The sequence below is a fragment of the Serratia sp. FDAARGOS_506 genome, from assembly GCF_003812745.1.
Lineage (GTDB): Bacteria > Pseudomonadota > Gammaproteobacteria > Enterobacterales > Enterobacteriaceae > Serratia.
The window spans coordinates 607,993-622,594 of the sequence record NZ_CP033831.1 but is presented as its reverse complement, the minus strand read 5'-3'; the positions used below and the strand labels follow the sequence as shown (position 1 = coordinate 622,594).

Here is a 14,602-nt window from a genome sequence, read left to right as displayed (position 1 = left end):
CTCCACACTTTCGTAATTATTCATTTCATTTCCTTCCCGATTTTTTTGACAACTATCACACCGCCATCGTTGACCGATCGCGGGGCGATGCGCTTTGCGTCTGCGCGCAAAACGCGGCGCAGCAAATCGATATCGTAATCATCGTCCTGGAGGAGAAAAGAAACATGCTGCCTGTAGAACGTCATCGCTTTATCACCGAAGTCTTGAGCCAGCGCGGCCGCGTGATGGTGCAGGAGGTGGCGCAGCTGTGCCACATCTCTATCGAGACGGCGCGGCGTGATCTGGCCTTGCTGGAACGGCGCGGCCTGCTGCTGCGCAGCCACGGCGGCGCGGTGTTCGTCGAGCCGCCGGCGGTGGAAAAAACCTATGTGCCCGCCGAGATAGACCAGGGGGAATCTTTCCGCCAGCGCAGCAACGAGGCGCCGGAGCAGAAAACGCGCATCGCCAAACGCGCGCTGGAATTTATCGCCCCGGGGGACTGCCTGCTGCTGGACAGCAGCTCCACCAGCTGGTTTTTGGCGCGCCAACTGCCGGATATCTCGTTGGTGGTACTGACCAACTCGCTGCACATCATCCAGACGCTGGCCTGCAAGGCCAACGTGCGCACCATCGGACTGGGGGGCGAGTATTCCGCCAAGTACGAGGATTTTATCGGCGTGCTGGCGGAGCAGATGTTGAAGGAGTTTGTGATCAACAAGCTGTTCTTCTCCTGCCACGGCATCTGCCAGGACGGCGGCATCCGCGAGAGCAACGAGCACCATGCGCGGTTGAAGCAGCAGATGCTGCTGGCGTCGGAGCGCAAGTTCCTGCTGGTAGACAGCAACAAGTTCGGCCGCCGCTCGTTCGCGCGCATCTGCCACTACCGGGAGATAGATACCCTAATCACCGATCGGCTCAGCGACGACGAGTTTCGTCAGGAACTGGCCTGGAACAATGTCGACGTGATTGAAGTTTCACCCGCCGCGAAAAGGGCGGCGCGATAACAACAACGAAAACCCTTTATTACAGCCAACACTTGTGGAGAGAGAACAATGAAAAAATCCGTACTGGTCGGTCTGTTTGCCTCGCTGCTGCTTTCGGTCTCCGCGCAGGCGGCGGACAAACTGAAAATGGGCGTGGTGGTGAAGATCGGCGGCATTCCCTGGTTCAACGCCATGGAGGCCGGCATCAAAAGCGAGGGCGCCAAACGCGGCATCGATGCCTGGATGGTCGGGCCGACGGCGGCGGATCCGGCGCTGCAGGTGCGCGCCATCGAAGATCTGATCGCACAGAAGGTGGACATCATCGGCGTGGTGCCGAACGACGCCCGGGTGCTGGAGCCGGTGCTCAAGCGCGCGCAGGAGGCGGGCATCAAGGTGATCGTGCACGAATCCCCCGGCCAAAAGTACGCCGACTGGGACTTTGAGCTGGTGGACGCCTCGCAGCACGGCGTTAACCACATGAAAGCGCTGGCCGCCTGCATGAAAGAGCAGGGCAAGTACGCGGTGTACGTCGGTAGTCTGACGGTGCCGCTGCACATCACCTGGTCGGACTCGGCCATCAACTACCAAAAGCAGCACTATCCGAATATGCAGCTGGTGGGCGACAAGTTCGGCGTGGGCGAGTCGCTGGATGACAGCGTGCGCACCACCAACGATCTGATGGCCAAATATCCCGATCTGAAAGGCGTGCTGGCGTTCGGATCGCAGGGGCCGATCGGCGCCGGGCGTGCGGTGCTCAACCGCGGCAAAAGCAACGATATCTGCGTCATCGGGCCGTTCAGCCCGGGCCAGGGCGCTTCGCTGGTCAACCGCGGCGCTATCAAGGGCGGCTATATCTGGAATCCGATGCTGGCAGGCGAAGTGTTCGTGCGCATCGCCGACATGATGCACAAGGGAGAAAAAATCACCGACGGCATGACCATCGAAGGCATGGGTAAGGTGCAGGTGGATGCGCAGCAGCACACCATTCTCGGCAATGCCACCGAAAGCCTGGATAAGCAAAACCTGCCGAAATTGGTGAAGATGGGGCTGTAATCATGGGGATTTCCGGCAATACGGCAACGCAGGGCGCGCCGCTGATCGCGCTGCAACAGCTGTCGATGACCTTTGGCGGGCAGCGGGCGCTGAACGCTATCTCGCTGGCGCTGATGCCGGGGGAAGTGCACTGCCTGGCAGGCACCAACGGCTGCGGCAAGAGTACGTTGATCAAGGCGATCGCCGGCGTATATCAACCGGATGACGGCAGCCGCATCACCATCGATGGGCAGACCTTCGGCCGGTTGTCGCCGGATCAGGCACGCGCCTTCGGTATTCAGGTGATCTACCAGGATCTGTCGCTGTTTCCCAACCTGACGGTGGCGGAAAACATCGCTTTTGAGCACAACCTGCACGGGTTGCTGGGGTGGTACCGCCCGGCACGGCTGCGGCGCACCGCCGAGCGCCTGCTGCAGGAGCTGAGTTTTCATCTGGATCTCGACAAACGGGTGGCGGAGCTGCCGATCGCTCAGCGCCAGCAGGTGGCGATCTGCCGTGCGCTGGTGGCAGAGGCGCGGCTGGTGATCATGGATGAACCGACTGCCTCGCTGACGCGCACCGAGGTCAATCAGCTGCTGCGCACGGTGGATTACCTGAAAGCGAAAGGTATCTGCGTGGTGTTCGTCAGCCACCGGCTGGACGAGGTGCTGGAGATCTCGGATCGCGTCACGGTGATCCGCGACGGCAACAAGATAGGCACCTGGCCGGCGGCGGAGATCACCGGCGATCGCCTGACTGAGTTGATGACCGGTCTGACGCTGGACTATCGCCTGAAGTCACCCAGCATGAATAAGGATCGGGTAATGCTGGAGGCGGATCGCCTCAGCCGCGCCGGGCAGTATCAGGACGTGAGCTTCCGGTTGCATCAAGGGGAGGTGCTCGGGCTGTGCGGGCTGCTCGGCTCCGGGCGCACCGAGCTGGCGCTGAGCTTGTTCGGCATGACCCGGCCGGACAGCGGCAAGCTCTATCTCGACAGCAAGCCGGTACGCTTTCGCGGCCATGAGGACGCGATCAAGGCCGGCATCGGCTATGTCTCGGAGGATCGTCTGACGCTGGGGCTGGTGCAGCAACAGTCGGTGGCGGACAACGCGGTGCTGACCATTCTCGATAAGCTGCGCGGGCGTTTTCGCCTGATTGACGACTACCGCAAGAATCGCATCGTCGCGGAGTGGATCGCCAAACTCGGCGTGCGGGTGGCGGATCCGGAGCAAGCGGTTTCGACGCTGTCCGGCGGTAATCAGCAAAAGATCGTGTTGGCCAAGTGGGTGCTAACCCAGCCGCGGATCCTGATCCTCGACTCGCCGACCGTCGGCGTCGACGTTGGTGCCAAGGCCAGCATTTACCAACTTATCCATCTGCTGGCGCAGGAGGGGATCGCCATTTTGCTGATCTCCGACGAGGTGCCGGAGGTGTATTACAACTGCGATCGGGTGCTGCACTTCAGCGGCGGCAGCGTGATCGGCGAATACCTGCCGGGGCAGGTGAGCCAGCAACAGCTGGCGGAGGCGATCAATGCGTAGATTCAGCCTGAAATCGCGCGGCAACGAAGGCTACCTGGCCTGGGTGCTGCTGCTGACGGTCATCGTTTTTTCGCTGCTCAGCGATCAGTTTTTAACGGTGCAAAACCTGCTCGATCTCAGCGAAAGCTATGCGGTGAGCGGCATCTTCGCCCTCGGCCTGTTCGTGGTGCTGGTGACCGGCGGCATCGATATCTCCTTCGCTGCGGTGGCCTCGGTGGTGCAGTACCTGATCGCCACGTTGGCGACCCACTACGGGCTGGCCAGCCCGGCGGGCAGCATCCTGCTGGCGTTGGCGATCGGCGCCGCGCTGGGCATGGTCAACGCGCTTTTGATCTACTGCCTGCGCATCGTCTCGATCATCGTCACCATCAGCATGCAGGCGTTCTTGTTCGGCATGCTGATGTGGCTGACCAACGGCCGCAGCCTGTATGCATTGCCGGACTGGTGGACGCTGCCGCGTAGCGTGCTGCCGTTTCAGTTGGGTGAACAGAGCTATCAGCTCGGTTTGCCGACGCTGGTGATGCTGGTGATGGCGTTGCTGACCTGGCTGCTGCTGAACAAGACGCACCTTGGGCGCCAGCTGTTTGCCGTCGGCGGCGATGCGGAGTCGGCGCGGCGCATCGGCATTCGCGTCGGCCTGCTGCACCTGTTCGCCTATGGCTATCTGGGCGTGATGGCGGCGATCGGCGGCCTGGTGCAGGTGTACCGCATGGGGGAAGTGGTGCCCAACGCGCTGGTGGGCGGCGAGCTCGACGTGTTGGCGGCGGCAGTGTTGGGCGGCGCCAGCCTGAACGGCGGCAAGGGGAGCGTGATTGGCACGCTGATGGGCGTGTTTCTGATCGGCGTCTTGAAAAACGGCCTCAACCTGATCGGTGTGTCCAGCTACTTCATGAACGTGGTGATCGGCCTGGTGATCGTCGCGGCGATTACCGTCACCCACTACAAGAAACGCAAAGAAACCGACGTTGGTTTCGCCTGAGGAGCGCTTGATGGGCAACTACCTGAAATTTCGTGCGGACGGCACCGCCGTCGGTCTGTTGGCGCTACTGGTGGCGGTGGTACTGGCCTTTAGCCTGCTGATGCCTGGGCGCTTCTTCAGCGGCGCCACCTTCACCAGCGTGGCGTTCCAGCTGCCGGAGCTGGGCCTGCTGACCCTGGCGATGTTCATTCCGATCCTCAGCGGTGGCCTGAACCTGTGCATTATCGCCAGCGCCAACCTGACCAGTCTGCTGATGGCCTGGCTGTTCATCAGCTATCTGCCGGCGGACGCCGGGCTGGGGTTGCAGGCGCTGTGGCTGGTGTTGGCGCTGGCGGCGGCGATGCTGCTGGCCGTGATGATCGGCGCTGCGACCGGCGCGTTGGTGGCCTACGTCGGCGCGCATCCGATTCTGGTGACGCTGGCGACCATGACCACGGTTAACGGCATTGGCATCTATCTGACGCGCGGCGCAGCCCTGAGCGGCATGCCGGAGATCGTGCGGTTTATCGGCGCCGAGCGCGTGCTGGGCATGCCGGTACCGCTGCTGATCTTCCTGACGGTCGCCGTGCTGCTGGCGCTGTTCTTGCAGAAAACCCGGCTCGGCAAATGTATCTACATGAGCGGCAGCAACATCAACGCCACCCACTTCAGCGGCGTGAATACCCACCGGGTGCTGATCGCCATTTATACCCTCTCCAGCCTGCTGTGCGTGATCGCCGGGCTGGTGATGATGGCGCGCTTCAACTCGGCGCGCATGGGCTACGGCGACTCTTACCTGCTGCTGACGGTGTTGGCGATCATTTTGGGCGGCACCGATCCGTTCGGCGGTTTTGGCCGGGTCAGCGGCGTGGTCCTGGCGCTGGTGGTGCTGCAGGTGATCGCCACCGGTTTGAACCTGATGAATGTCAGCCCGCATTTCAGTCTGGCGATGTGGGGCGCGGTGCTGATCGCGGTGCTGGCGCTGAAATTTTTCCGCCATCGCTATCGGCAGCGGCGGGCGATGCGCCGCAGCGCGGCCCAGGCCAGAGCCGCAGCGGGCCACTGATCCTTTTTCCCTTTTGCGCAGGATAACGCTAATGAAATACCAGATTTCACCTTCACTGATGTGCATGAACCTGATGGATATCCGGCAGCAATTGGCGGTGCTGAACCGCCGCGCCGATATGTTGCATATTGACATCATGGACGGGCACTACGTTAAAAACATCACGCTGTCGCCGTTCTTTATCGAACAGATCCGCCCGCACACCTCGTTGCTGCTGGACGTGCATCTGATGGTGGAGAACCCGACCGATTTTATCGACCCGATCGCCCGCGCCGGCGCAGACTTTATCTGTCCGCATGCCGAAACCATCAACCGTGATGCGTTCCGGGTGATCAACCAGATCCGCGCGCTGGGCAAAAAAGTGGGGGTGGTGCTGAACCCGGCCACGCCGGTGGAGTTTATCCGCCACTACCTTCATTTGCTGGACAAGGTCACCGTGATGACCGTCGATCCGGGCTATGCCGGGCAGCCGTTCATTCCCGAAATGCTGGACAAGATCCGCCAGTTGCGCGATCTGAAACGCCAGCAAAATCTGAGCTATCTGATCGAGATCGACGGATCCTGCAATCAGCGCACCTACCGCGATCTGATGGGCGCCGGCGCGGAAGTTTTGATCGTCGGCAGCTCCGGGCTGTTCAACCTCGATCCGGATCTGGAGACGGCATGGGAAAAAATGCTGGATCAGATGCGGCAGGCGGCCTGAGGCGGGGGACATGATGCGGCATTTTCTTGGCGTTGACGTCGGCGGCACCAATACCCGCCTGCTGTTGATGGATGATGACGGCGAGTTCAGCGGGTACCGCAAAATAGCGACCGCCGATTGGGCACGGCAGGCCGATCCGCTGGTGGCGTTGGGCCGCCTGATCGCCGGGCATTGCAAAGATCGTCAGGTGGCGCAGGTGATGCTCGGGCTGCCGGGGAGCCTCAGCCGCGATCGCTCGCGGGTGCTGTCGCTGCCGTTCATTCCGGCGTTGGACGCCCAGCCGGTGGCGGCGCTGTTGGCCGATGTGTTAGCGCTGCCGGTGCGGATGGATAAAGACGTCAATCACCTGCTGTGGTGGGATTTGCAGCAGTTGCCGGCGTTGCCGCAGGTGGCGGTGGGGCTGTATTTGGGCACCGGCATGGGCAACAGCCTGTGGCTGAACGGCGATTTTTACCACGGGGCGCACGGCGCCGCCGGCGAGCTGGGGCACATTCCCTGGCCGGGTCATCAGGGCGAGTGTCCGTGCGGTAAACGGGGCTGCGTCGAGAGCCTGACCTCCGGCCACTGGCTGACCGGCTGGGCGCGTACCAACGCGGCGCAAACGCCGTTCGAACGGCTGTTCGAACGCCACGGCGATCATCCGGATCTGCGGCGCTTCGTCGAACGATTGGCGCAGACCATCGCCATCGAAATGAACGTGCTCGATCCGCAGCGGCTGATCTTGGGTGGCGGCGTGATCGCCATGAGCGGTTTTCCGCTGGCGCACCTTGAGCAAGAGATCCGCCGCCATTTGCGCGGGCCGCAGCCGGCGCAGGGGCTGGCGATCTCCGTCAGCCGTCTGACCGATGAAACCGGCAGCAAAGGCGCCTGCCTGGCCGCCCGGCGCCACCTCCAATTGAGCAGGGAGTACCCACAATGAAAGGCAAAGTCTGCGTGTTCGGTTCGTTCAACCTGGATATCGTCGCCGGCATGGCGCGTTTTCCGCAGCCCGGCGAATCGCTGATTGCCCGCAACAGTATGATGGGCGCGGGCGGTAAGGGCGCTAACCAGGCCACCGCCGCACTGCGCGCCGGGGCGCGGGTACATTATATCGGCAAGGTGGGGCGCGACGATTTCGGCACCTTCGCCCGGCGGCACCTCGCCGCCGCCGGTTTCGATGCGGTGACGCTGTTCTCGACCGGCGATTGTCCGACCGGCAATGCGCTGATCTACGTTGCCGGCGAGGAGGCAGAGAACATGATCGCCGTCGATCCCGGCGCCAACCTGACGGTCAGCGAAGACGAAGTGCGCCAGTGTCGGCCGGCGATCGCTGCGGCGGATATTCTGTTGACCCAGTTGGAGAACAATCTGCCGGCGATTGAGCAGGTGATCGCCATCGCCCGCGAGGCGCGAACGTTCATCATTCTCAACCCGGCGCCGTTTCAGCCGGTGCCGGACAGCCTGCTGGCGCAGGTCGATATGCTGACGCCCAACGCCACCGAGTGTACCTTGCTGACCGGCGTGCCGGTACGGGATGTGGCGTCGGCGCGCCAGGCGGCGCAGGTGCTGCACGCCAAAGGCATTCGCTTGCTGATTGTGACTTTGGGCACGCAAGGGGCGTTGTTCTCGGATGGAGAAAACAGCGAGCTGATCCCGGCGTATCCGGCGCAGCCGAAAGACACCACCGGCGCGGGCGATGCGTTTAACGGCGCCCTGGCGGCGCAGTTGGCGAGTCAGGTGCCGTTAGCCGATGCGGTGCGCTTCGCCGCCGCCTACGCGGCGGTCTGCGTGGAGCGCGCCGGGGCGGCGGGATCGATGCCGAGCTATGAGGAGGCATTGGAACGCCAGCAGGCGTTCGCTTGACGTTGAAGGGCTGCGCCGGCAGCCCGGTTCACTTACTTCAACCAGCCTTTGCGCTGCGCATCGTACAGATGTTGTTCCATGTAGTGCCACAGTTCGGGGTGCACGTCGGCGATCGATGCATTGCGCGTCAGCACCTGTTCCAGGCTGATGCCGTTTTCTACCCAGCTTTGGCCTTCATTGTGCAGGTTCATCAGCATCGGCATGGTGCGATCCAGCAGCATGGCAAAACGCGCATCGGCGCTTTCGCCATCTTCATACTCCTGCCATAAACCGGTGAAATACTCGCTCTGAGCCTCCGGCAACATGCCGAACAGACGGCGCGCCGCCGCCACTTCCTGATCGTGGATCGCCGCGCGGGCCGCCAGATCGTAGACCAGCACGTCGCCGGCGTCGATTTCCACGATGTCATGCAGCAGCGCCATCTGGATCACGCGATGAATGTCCACGTCATCACCGGCGTAGGGCGCCAGGCTCATGGCGGCGATGGCGAAGTGCCAACTGTGTTCGGCGGAGTTTTCCTGGCGCTGGGTACCCAGCACTTTGGTGCGGCGTTGCACGCCTTTCAACTTATCGATTTCCATCAGGAACTGGATGACCTGGGTCATTGAGCCGAAATCTAACGCGGGTACAGCGGATGACATGGTGTAAACCTCAAGGTGGGTGGGTTGAAGCCTGACGATTGTAGACCACCGGGCGGGGGATTTCGATGGTTACACGCGTTCACATTTTTATTTTAGCGTACACGTGTACACTGGAATTATTCTCAGTTAAGCTGCTTTGCGTTAATTTCGCACAAAGCAGGGCATTTTGAGGGGTTGCGCGTTATGGGGAAAACGGACGTAGTGAAAGCCGGGACCGATAAGAGGACCGCCGCGGCTTATCCGTGGGCGGAAGAGATCGCCAACAGCATCAGCCACGGTATCGGGCTGGTATTCGGCATCGTCGGCCTGGTGTTGCTGTTGGTGCAGGCGGTTAATACCGGCGCCGATGTGACGGCCATCACCAGTTACAGTCTGTACGGCGGCAGTATGATCCTGCTGTTTCTCGCTTCCACGCTGTACCATGCGATTCCGCATCAGAAGGCCAAGCATTGGCTGAAAAAATTTGACCACTGCGCCATTTATCTCCTGATTGCCGGGACTTACACCCCGTTTCTGCTGGTGGGGCTGGATTCGCCGCTGGCGAAGGGCCTGATGGCGGTAATCTGGGGATTGGCGTTGCTGGGCGTGCTGTTCAAGCTGGCCTTCGCGCACCGTTTTGAAGCCCTGTCGTTGGTGACCTACCTGACGATGGGCTGGCTGTCGCTGATCGTGATTTATCAGTTGGTGACGCGGCTGGAAGCCGGCGGCGTCACGCTGCTGGCGATTGGCGGGGTGGTCTACACCCTGGGCGTGATTTTCTACGCCTCCAAGCGCATTCGCTTTGGCCACGCCATCTGGCACGCCTTCGTGCTCGGCGGCAGCGCCTGCCATTTCATGGCGATCTACCTGTACGTCTAAGCGTTGCCGCTACGCCTGAATGCGTATTGAACTGGCGCCTCTTTTATTTTAAAAAAGAGGCGCTTGCTTCTTTCGGGTATCCAGCAAGCCCATTCTTTCATTTCTGAGCCCGCATGCTGTTTCTCTAACCTCTATTCAGGACTCACCAAGATGATCGTTCGCTTATCCAAAGCGCTGCTGGTCTGCGCTATCGCCTTGTTCGCTTCGCTGGTCGCCTTCGGTAACATCACCGACTATGGCTCCAACTTCGCCTTCGTGCGCCACGTCTTTATGATGGACACCATTTTTCCCGACGCCACCATCGGCTATCGTTCGATACAGACGCCGTGGCTGCATCACGCCGGTTATATTTTCATCATTACGCTGGAGAGCCTGACCGCGCTGCTGTGTTGGATTGGCGGCCTGCGTCTGTTGGGTGGCCTGAAGCTGCCCGCTACAGCTTTCAACAGCCGGAAAAAGCTGGCGGTGGCGGGGCTGACGCTCGGCTTCCTCACCTGGCAGGTCGGTTTCATGTCGATTGGGGGAGAGTGGTTCGGCATGTGGATGTCGCAGCAGTGGAACGGCGTACCGAGTGCGTTTCGCTTCTTCGTCACTATCATTCTGGTGCTGATCTATCTGGTGCAGCGCGACGGGGAATTGGACGAGTAACGAAGACGGCCGCAGGCAGGGCGCCTGCGGCCGGCGGATTATTTCTCTTCGGCCAGCGAGTAGGGCAACGGTTTGATCGCCAGCTGGCTGGCGGCATCGTCGCGCACCCGCAGCTTGCTGTCGGCGTCCAAATCGTTGTTCATCACGACTTGTACCCACAGCGTGCCGTCGGCCAGTTGGCTCGACGCCAGTACGGTGCCAGTGCGGCGCCAGTTTTCACCCAGCTGCAGCTCCAGGTCCTCCACCGCCTGCGGGGCGCGGGCCGCTTTACCTTCCAGCCAGTAGAGCGCACGCTTGTTGGCGCCGCGGAATTTGGCGCGCGCCACCATCTCCTGACCGGTATAGCAGCCTTTGCTGAAGCTGATGCCCTCCAGCGCCTGCAGGTTGGTGGCCTGCGGGATCAGCTGTGCGCTGTTGGCGGCGTCGATAACCGGATAACCGGCTTCGATCTCCAGCGCCAGCCACTGGCCGCTGTCATTGAGTTCCGCCTGGTCATGCAGCTTGCCGATCAGCTGTTCGGCCACGGTGGGGCAGGTCACCAGCAGAAAACGTTCCGCCGGCGCATTGAAGTGCAGAATCGTGGTATCGCCTTCCTGTACCACCGGGCGTTCGGCATCCGGCAGCGTAGCAAACAGGCCCGCCAGCGCGGCGCGCGCCTGGAAACCGGCGACGCCCAGCAACACCGCATCGTTATCGGCGGCGATGGTGACTTTGGAGAACACCGCATATTTTTTGATTTCCGCCAGCTGGCTGTCCAGCACGCTGCGGCGTTCCAAATAGGCGAAGCCTTCGCCACGGTGGAACAGACGCAGGTTACTCCACATTTTGCCCTTGGCGTCGCAGTGGGCGCACAGCACGTGTTGGTCGGCCGCCAGCGCGTCGATGTCCGCCGTCACCTGGCCCTGGAGATATTTCACCGTGTCCGGCCCGTTCAACGTCACCAGCACCCAATCTTCCAGCGAGATCAGCGTCAGGGGCAGATGGGTGGAAGCGGAGGGCTGACGGGGTGGGAATGGAATGTTATGCGCCATAGTAAGTTCCTGCTCAACGTTTAGCTTACCTGAAGGGTATTGAACCCATGGTAAAAGAGGCGGCGGGCTTTGCAAACTGTTATTCGCGCCGCAGCGCCGGGGTGCGCTTTTTTTGGCATTTTGCGCTTTATTACGTTTTCCGCAGCAAAGCGCCTTCCCGGCGTGTATGTCAAATTGTTACTCTATAGGCTTGCGGCCAGGGCACCCTTGCAGACAGATCCCCGGCTGATGGAATTATATTGCGACGGCGTTGCCATACAGTGTGTCATTTGAACCCTGCGCTGGCGCTGCCGCGCTGAAAAGAGGTGAGTCATAACAACATGGATATTAACAACAAAGCACGTATTCACTGGGCTTGCCGTCGTGGCATGCGCGAGCTGGACATCTCCATCATGCCGTTCTTCGAATACGAATACGACAGCCTGAATGACGCGGACAAGGCGTTGTTCATCCGCCTGCTGGAGTGCGACGATCCCGATTTGTTCAACTGGCTGATGAATCATGGCGCGCCGCAGGACAGCGAGCTGCAGAGAATGGTGACCCTGATCCAAACGCGAAATAAAGACCGTGGCCCAGTGGCGATGTGATATCCGCATTTCCTGGCGCACTCAGCTGTTTTCACTGTTGACCCACGGCGTTCTGATCCTGCTGATCCTGATTTCGCCTTGGCCGGAAGGCTTGGGCCCGCTTTGGCTGGTGCTGTTGACGCTGGTGGTGTTTCAGTGCATTCGCAGCCAGAAGCGCATCGCCGCAGTGCAGGGCGAGCTGCGGTTGCTGGCGGACCGGCGCTTCAGCTGGCACGGCCGCGAGTGGCGGCTGGCGAAAAAACCGTGGATGCCGGGCTATGGCATGCTGCTGACGCTGCAGCCGACGGAGGGCAAAAAGCGCCGCCGGCTGTGGCTGGCTTCCGACTGCATGAGCAAAGAGGAGTGGCGCCATCTGCGGCAGCTGTTGCTTTATCCGCCGGCGGGTGACGGCGAACCAGAGTGAGACGGCCGGGCCGGCGGGGAAACGCTTCGCCGCCGGCAGAGGGCTGAACGCCGGCGGCGTTACAGCAGCGGCTCCATTTCCAACAGGATCTGCTCGCACCATTGCTGCAGACGCTCTTCGCTCAGATCGTATTGGTTAACCTCATCGAGCGCCAGGCCGACGAAATGTTTGCCGTCGGCGCTCAGCGGTTTGGGGCTGGTGAATTCGAAACCGTCGGTCGGCCAGAAGCCGACGAACTGCACGCCCAGCGGTGCGAGCTGATCGTGCAGCATGCCGAGTGCGTCAAGGAACCACTCACCGTAACCGAGCTGATCGCCCATGCCGTACATGGCGACGATCTTGCCTTGCAGATCCAGCGCCGGCAGCTGCGGCCAGATCGCTTCCCAGTCTTCCTGCAGTTCGCCGAAATCCCAGGTCGGGATACCGAGGATCAGAATGGAATAGTCCTCCATCAGCTTGGGAGAGACGTCTTTCAGGTTGTGCAGGTCGACCAGGTCTTCACCCAGAATCTCACGGATTTTTTCTGCCGCCATCTCGGTGTAGCAGGTGCTGGAGCCGTAAAACAGACCAATCTTCATGTGTAAACCGTTACGTTGCTGTTTAGAGAATTGCAGCGAGTATACCTGATTTGCGCCGGCTTAAGGCATAATGGCGCGGGTGGAAATGCAACAAAGAGAGGACCGCGTGCAACAGCAAGACAATGCGCTGATTGAACAATTCCTGGATGCGCTGTGGCTTGAGCGTAATCTGGCGGAAAATACGCTGGCCTCCTACCGGCTGGATTTGCAGGCCCTGGGCACCTGGCTTGGCCAGCAAAACACCGCCTTGCTGCAGGCGCAGGCGTTGGATCTGCAGGCTTTTCTCGCCGAACGAGTGGAGGGCGGTTACAAGGCCACCAGCTCCGCGCGTTTGCTGAGCGCCATGCGCCGCCTGTTTCAGTACCTGTACCGCGAAAAGCTGCGCGCCGACGATCCCACCGCGCAACTGGCGTCCCCCAAACTGCCGCAGCGTTTGCCGAAGGATCTGAGCGAGGCGCAGGTCGATGCGCTGTTGCAGGCGCCTTGCGTCGATCAGCCGCTGGAGCTGCGTGACAAGGCGATGCTTGAAGTGTTGTACGCCACCGGGCTGCGGGTTTCCGAGCTGGTGGGGCTGAGCATCAGCGACGTCAGCCTGCGCCAGGGCGTGGTGCGGGTGATCGGCAAGGGCAACAAGGAGCGGCTGGTGCCGCTGGGCGAAGAAGCGGTCTACTGGATTGAAAATTATCTGGAACATGGCCGCCCATGGCTGGTCAACGGCCAGACGCTGGACGTGCTGTTCCCCAGCTCCCGCTGCCAGCAAATGACCCGACAGACGTTCTGGCATCGCATCAAACACTATGCCATCCTTGCGGGCATCGACAGCGAACGTCTGTCGCCGCACGTGTTGCGGCACGCGTTTGCCACCCATTTGCTGAACCATGGGGCCGATCTCCGTGTCGTACAGATGTTGTTAGGGCACAGCGATCTCTCGACCACGCAAATTTATACTCATGTAGCGACCGAACGACTGAAACAGCTACATCAACAGCATCACCCGCGCGCCTGAGCGGCGGGTTCGAAAGGATTGGAACAATGAAAAAAGGTTTAATGCTGCTCTCTCTGCTGGTGGCTTCGGTGACCGGTGCAGCCCATGCCGATGACGCGGCGATCAAAAAAGCGCTGGCCAGCCTGGGCATCCAACAGGCGGATGTGCAGCCTTCGCCGGTCAACGGCCTGAAAACGGTGCTGACCGACAGCGGCGTGCTGTACGCCTCCGAAGACGGCAAGCACATTCTGCAGGGCCCGCTGTTTGACGTTAGCGGTAAAGAGCCGGTCAACGTGACCAACCAACTGCTGAGCAGCAAGATGGAAGCGCTGAAAGATCAGATGATCGTCTACAAGGCGCCGAAAGAGAAACACGTGATCACCGTGTTCACCGATATCACCTGCGGTTACTGCCATAAGCTGCACCAGCAGATGAAAGAGTACAACGATCTGGGCATCACCGTGCGTTACCTGGCGTTCCCGCGTCAGGGGCTGGCTTCCCAGGCTGAGAAAGACATGAAGTCCATCTGGTGCACCGCCGACAAAGCCAAGGCGTTCGACGCTGCCATGAAGGGCGACGCTATCTCCCCGGCAACCTGCAAAACTGACATCAGCAAGCATTACGAGCTGGGCGTGCAGTTCGGCATTCAGGGCACGCCGGCGATCATTCTGGAAAACGGCATGATGATCCCAGGCTATCAGGGGCCGAAAGAGATGGCCGCCATGCTGGACGCGCACCAGGCCGCCACCAAAGCCGGTGGTTAATCG

At 61.0% G+C, this 14,602-nt stretch carries 17 protein-coding genes; 14 read left to right on the top strand and 3 right to left on the bottom strand.

What is annotated here, in order from left to right:
• Nucleotides 1-164: 164 nt before the first annotated feature.
• The 8 genes from EGY12_RS03220 to rbsK are packed head-to-tail and all read left to right on the top strand — an operon-like array spanning nt 165 to nt 8,104.
• The gene (locus tag EGY12_RS03220) at nt 165-983 is read left to right on the top strand and encodes a DeoR/GlpR family DNA-binding transcription regulator (RefSeq protein WP_004931653.1); all 819 of its coding nucleotides are present in this window, start codon (nt 165-167) and stop codon (nt 981-983) included.
• 48 nt (nt 984-1,031) lie between these two features.
• On the top strand, nt 1,032-2,015 hold the full coding sequence (locus tag EGY12_RS03215) for a substrate-binding domain-containing protein (protein ID WP_123892553.1): 984 nt from the start codon (nt 1,032-1,034) through the stop codon (nt 2,013-2,015).
• 2 nt (nt 2,016-2,017) lie between these two features.
• Nucleotides 2,018-3,535 carry a sugar ABC transporter ATP-binding protein gene (locus EGY12_RS03210; protein ID WP_123892552.1) on the top strand — a complete coding sequence of 506 codons (1,518 nt, stop codon included), beginning with the start codon at nt 2,018-2,020 and terminating at the stop codon, nt 3,533-3,535.
• Nucleotides 3,528-4,514 (top strand): ABC transporter permease, encoded by a 987-nt coding sequence (locus EGY12_RS03205; RefSeq protein ID WP_123892551.1) that lies wholly within the window; start codon nt 3,528-3,530, stop codon nt 4,512-4,514. The genes EGY12_RS03210 and EGY12_RS03205 overlap by 8 nt, the downstream gene beginning before the upstream one ends.
• Nucleotides 4,515-4,524: 10 nt before the next feature.
• On the top strand, nt 4,525-5,559 hold the full coding sequence (locus EGY12_RS03200; protein WP_123892550.1) for an ABC transporter permease: 1,035 nt from the start codon (nt 4,525-4,527) through the stop codon (nt 5,557-5,559).
• Between the two features lie 31 nt (nt 5,560-5,590).
• On the top strand, nt 5,591-6,262 hold the full coding sequence (gene alsE, locus EGY12_RS03195) for a D-allulose 6-phosphate 3-epimerase (RefSeq protein ID WP_123892549.1): 672 nt from the start codon (nt 5,591-5,593) through the stop codon (nt 6,260-6,262).
• A 10-nt stretch (nt 6,263-6,272) separates the two neighbouring features.
• On the top strand, nt 6,273-7,181 hold the full coding sequence (gene alsK / locus EGY12_RS03190) for an allose kinase (RefSeq protein WP_123892548.1): 909 nt from the start codon (nt 6,273-6,275) through the stop codon (nt 7,179-7,181).
• On the top strand, nt 7,178-8,104 hold the full coding sequence (rbsK, locus tag EGY12_RS03185; protein ID WP_123892547.1) for a ribokinase: 927 nt from the start codon (nt 7,178-7,180) through the stop codon (nt 8,102-8,104). Before alsK ends, rbsK begins: the two co-directional genes overlap by 4 nt.
• Before the next feature lie 32 nt (nt 8,105-8,136).
• Here the strand turns inward: rbsK and EGY12_RS03180 are convergent, their stop codons facing one another.
• A complete protein-coding gene (locus EGY12_RS03180) occupies nt 8,137-8,745 on the bottom strand; it encodes an HD family hydrolase (protein ID WP_123892546.1) in 609 nt (202 codons plus the stop codon).
• 183 nt (nt 8,746-8,928) lie between these two features.
• On the opposite strand from EGY12_RS03180, the gene EGY12_RS03175 reads away from it, so the two are divergent.
• Nucleotides 8,929-9,603: a hemolysin III family protein gene (locus tag EGY12_RS03175; RefSeq protein WP_123892545.1), complete on the top strand. Its 675-nt coding sequence runs from the start codon at nt 8,929-8,931 to the stop codon at nt 9,601-9,603.
• Nucleotides 9,604-9,753: 150 nt separating this feature from the next.
• Entirely contained in the window at nt 9,754-10,251 is a 498-nt protein-coding gene (locus EGY12_RS03170) for a DUF2165 family protein (RefSeq protein WP_123892544.1), read from the top strand.
• A gap of 38 nt (nt 10,252-10,289) precedes the next feature.
• On the opposite strand, the gene ygfZ is transcribed toward EGY12_RS03170, so the two are convergent.
• Nucleotides 10,290-11,282 carry a tRNA-modifying protein YgfZ gene (gene ygfZ / locus EGY12_RS03165; RefSeq protein WP_123892543.1) on the bottom strand — a complete coding sequence of 331 codons (993 nt, stop codon included), beginning with the start codon at nt 11,280-11,282 and terminating at the stop codon, nt 10,290-10,292.
• Nucleotides 11,283-11,602: 320 nt separating this feature from the next.
• On the opposite strand from ygfZ, the gene sdhE reads away from it, so the two are divergent.
• Both sdhE and EGY12_RS03155 read left to right on the top strand, forming a co-directional pair.
• Nucleotides 11,603-11,869: an FAD assembly factor SdhE gene (gene sdhE / locus EGY12_RS03160; protein WP_019455657.1), complete on the top strand. Its 267-nt coding sequence runs from the start codon at nt 11,603-11,605 to the stop codon at nt 11,867-11,869.
• On the top strand, nt 11,850-12,272 hold the full coding sequence (locus tag EGY12_RS03155) for a protein YgfX (RefSeq protein ID WP_049273462.1): 423 nt from the start codon (nt 11,850-11,852) through the stop codon (nt 12,270-12,272). The genes sdhE and EGY12_RS03155 overlap by 20 nt, the downstream gene beginning before the upstream one ends.
• Nucleotides 12,273-12,331: 59 nt before the next feature.
• Here the strand turns inward: EGY12_RS03155 and fldB are convergent, their stop codons facing one another.
• Nucleotides 12,332-12,850, bottom strand: coding sequence for a flavodoxin FldB (fldB, locus tag EGY12_RS03150; RefSeq protein WP_123892542.1), 519 nt, complete (start codon nt 12,848-12,850; stop codon nt 12,332-12,334).
• 106 nt (nt 12,851-12,956) lie between these two features.
• Here fldB and xerD point away from each other — a divergent pair, with 106 nt between their 5' ends.
• Both xerD and dsbC read left to right on the top strand, forming a co-directional pair.
• Entirely contained in the window at nt 12,957-13,856 is a 900-nt protein-coding gene (gene xerD / locus EGY12_RS03145) for a site-specific tyrosine recombinase XerD (protein WP_123895550.1), read from the top strand.
• 26 nt (nt 13,857-13,882) lie between these two features.
• Nucleotides 13,883-14,599, top strand: coding sequence for a bifunctional protein-disulfide isomerase/oxidoreductase DsbC (gene dsbC, locus EGY12_RS03140; protein WP_123892541.1), 717 nt, complete (start codon nt 13,883-13,885; stop codon nt 14,597-14,599).
• Nucleotides 14,600-14,602 lie beyond the last annotated feature (3 nt).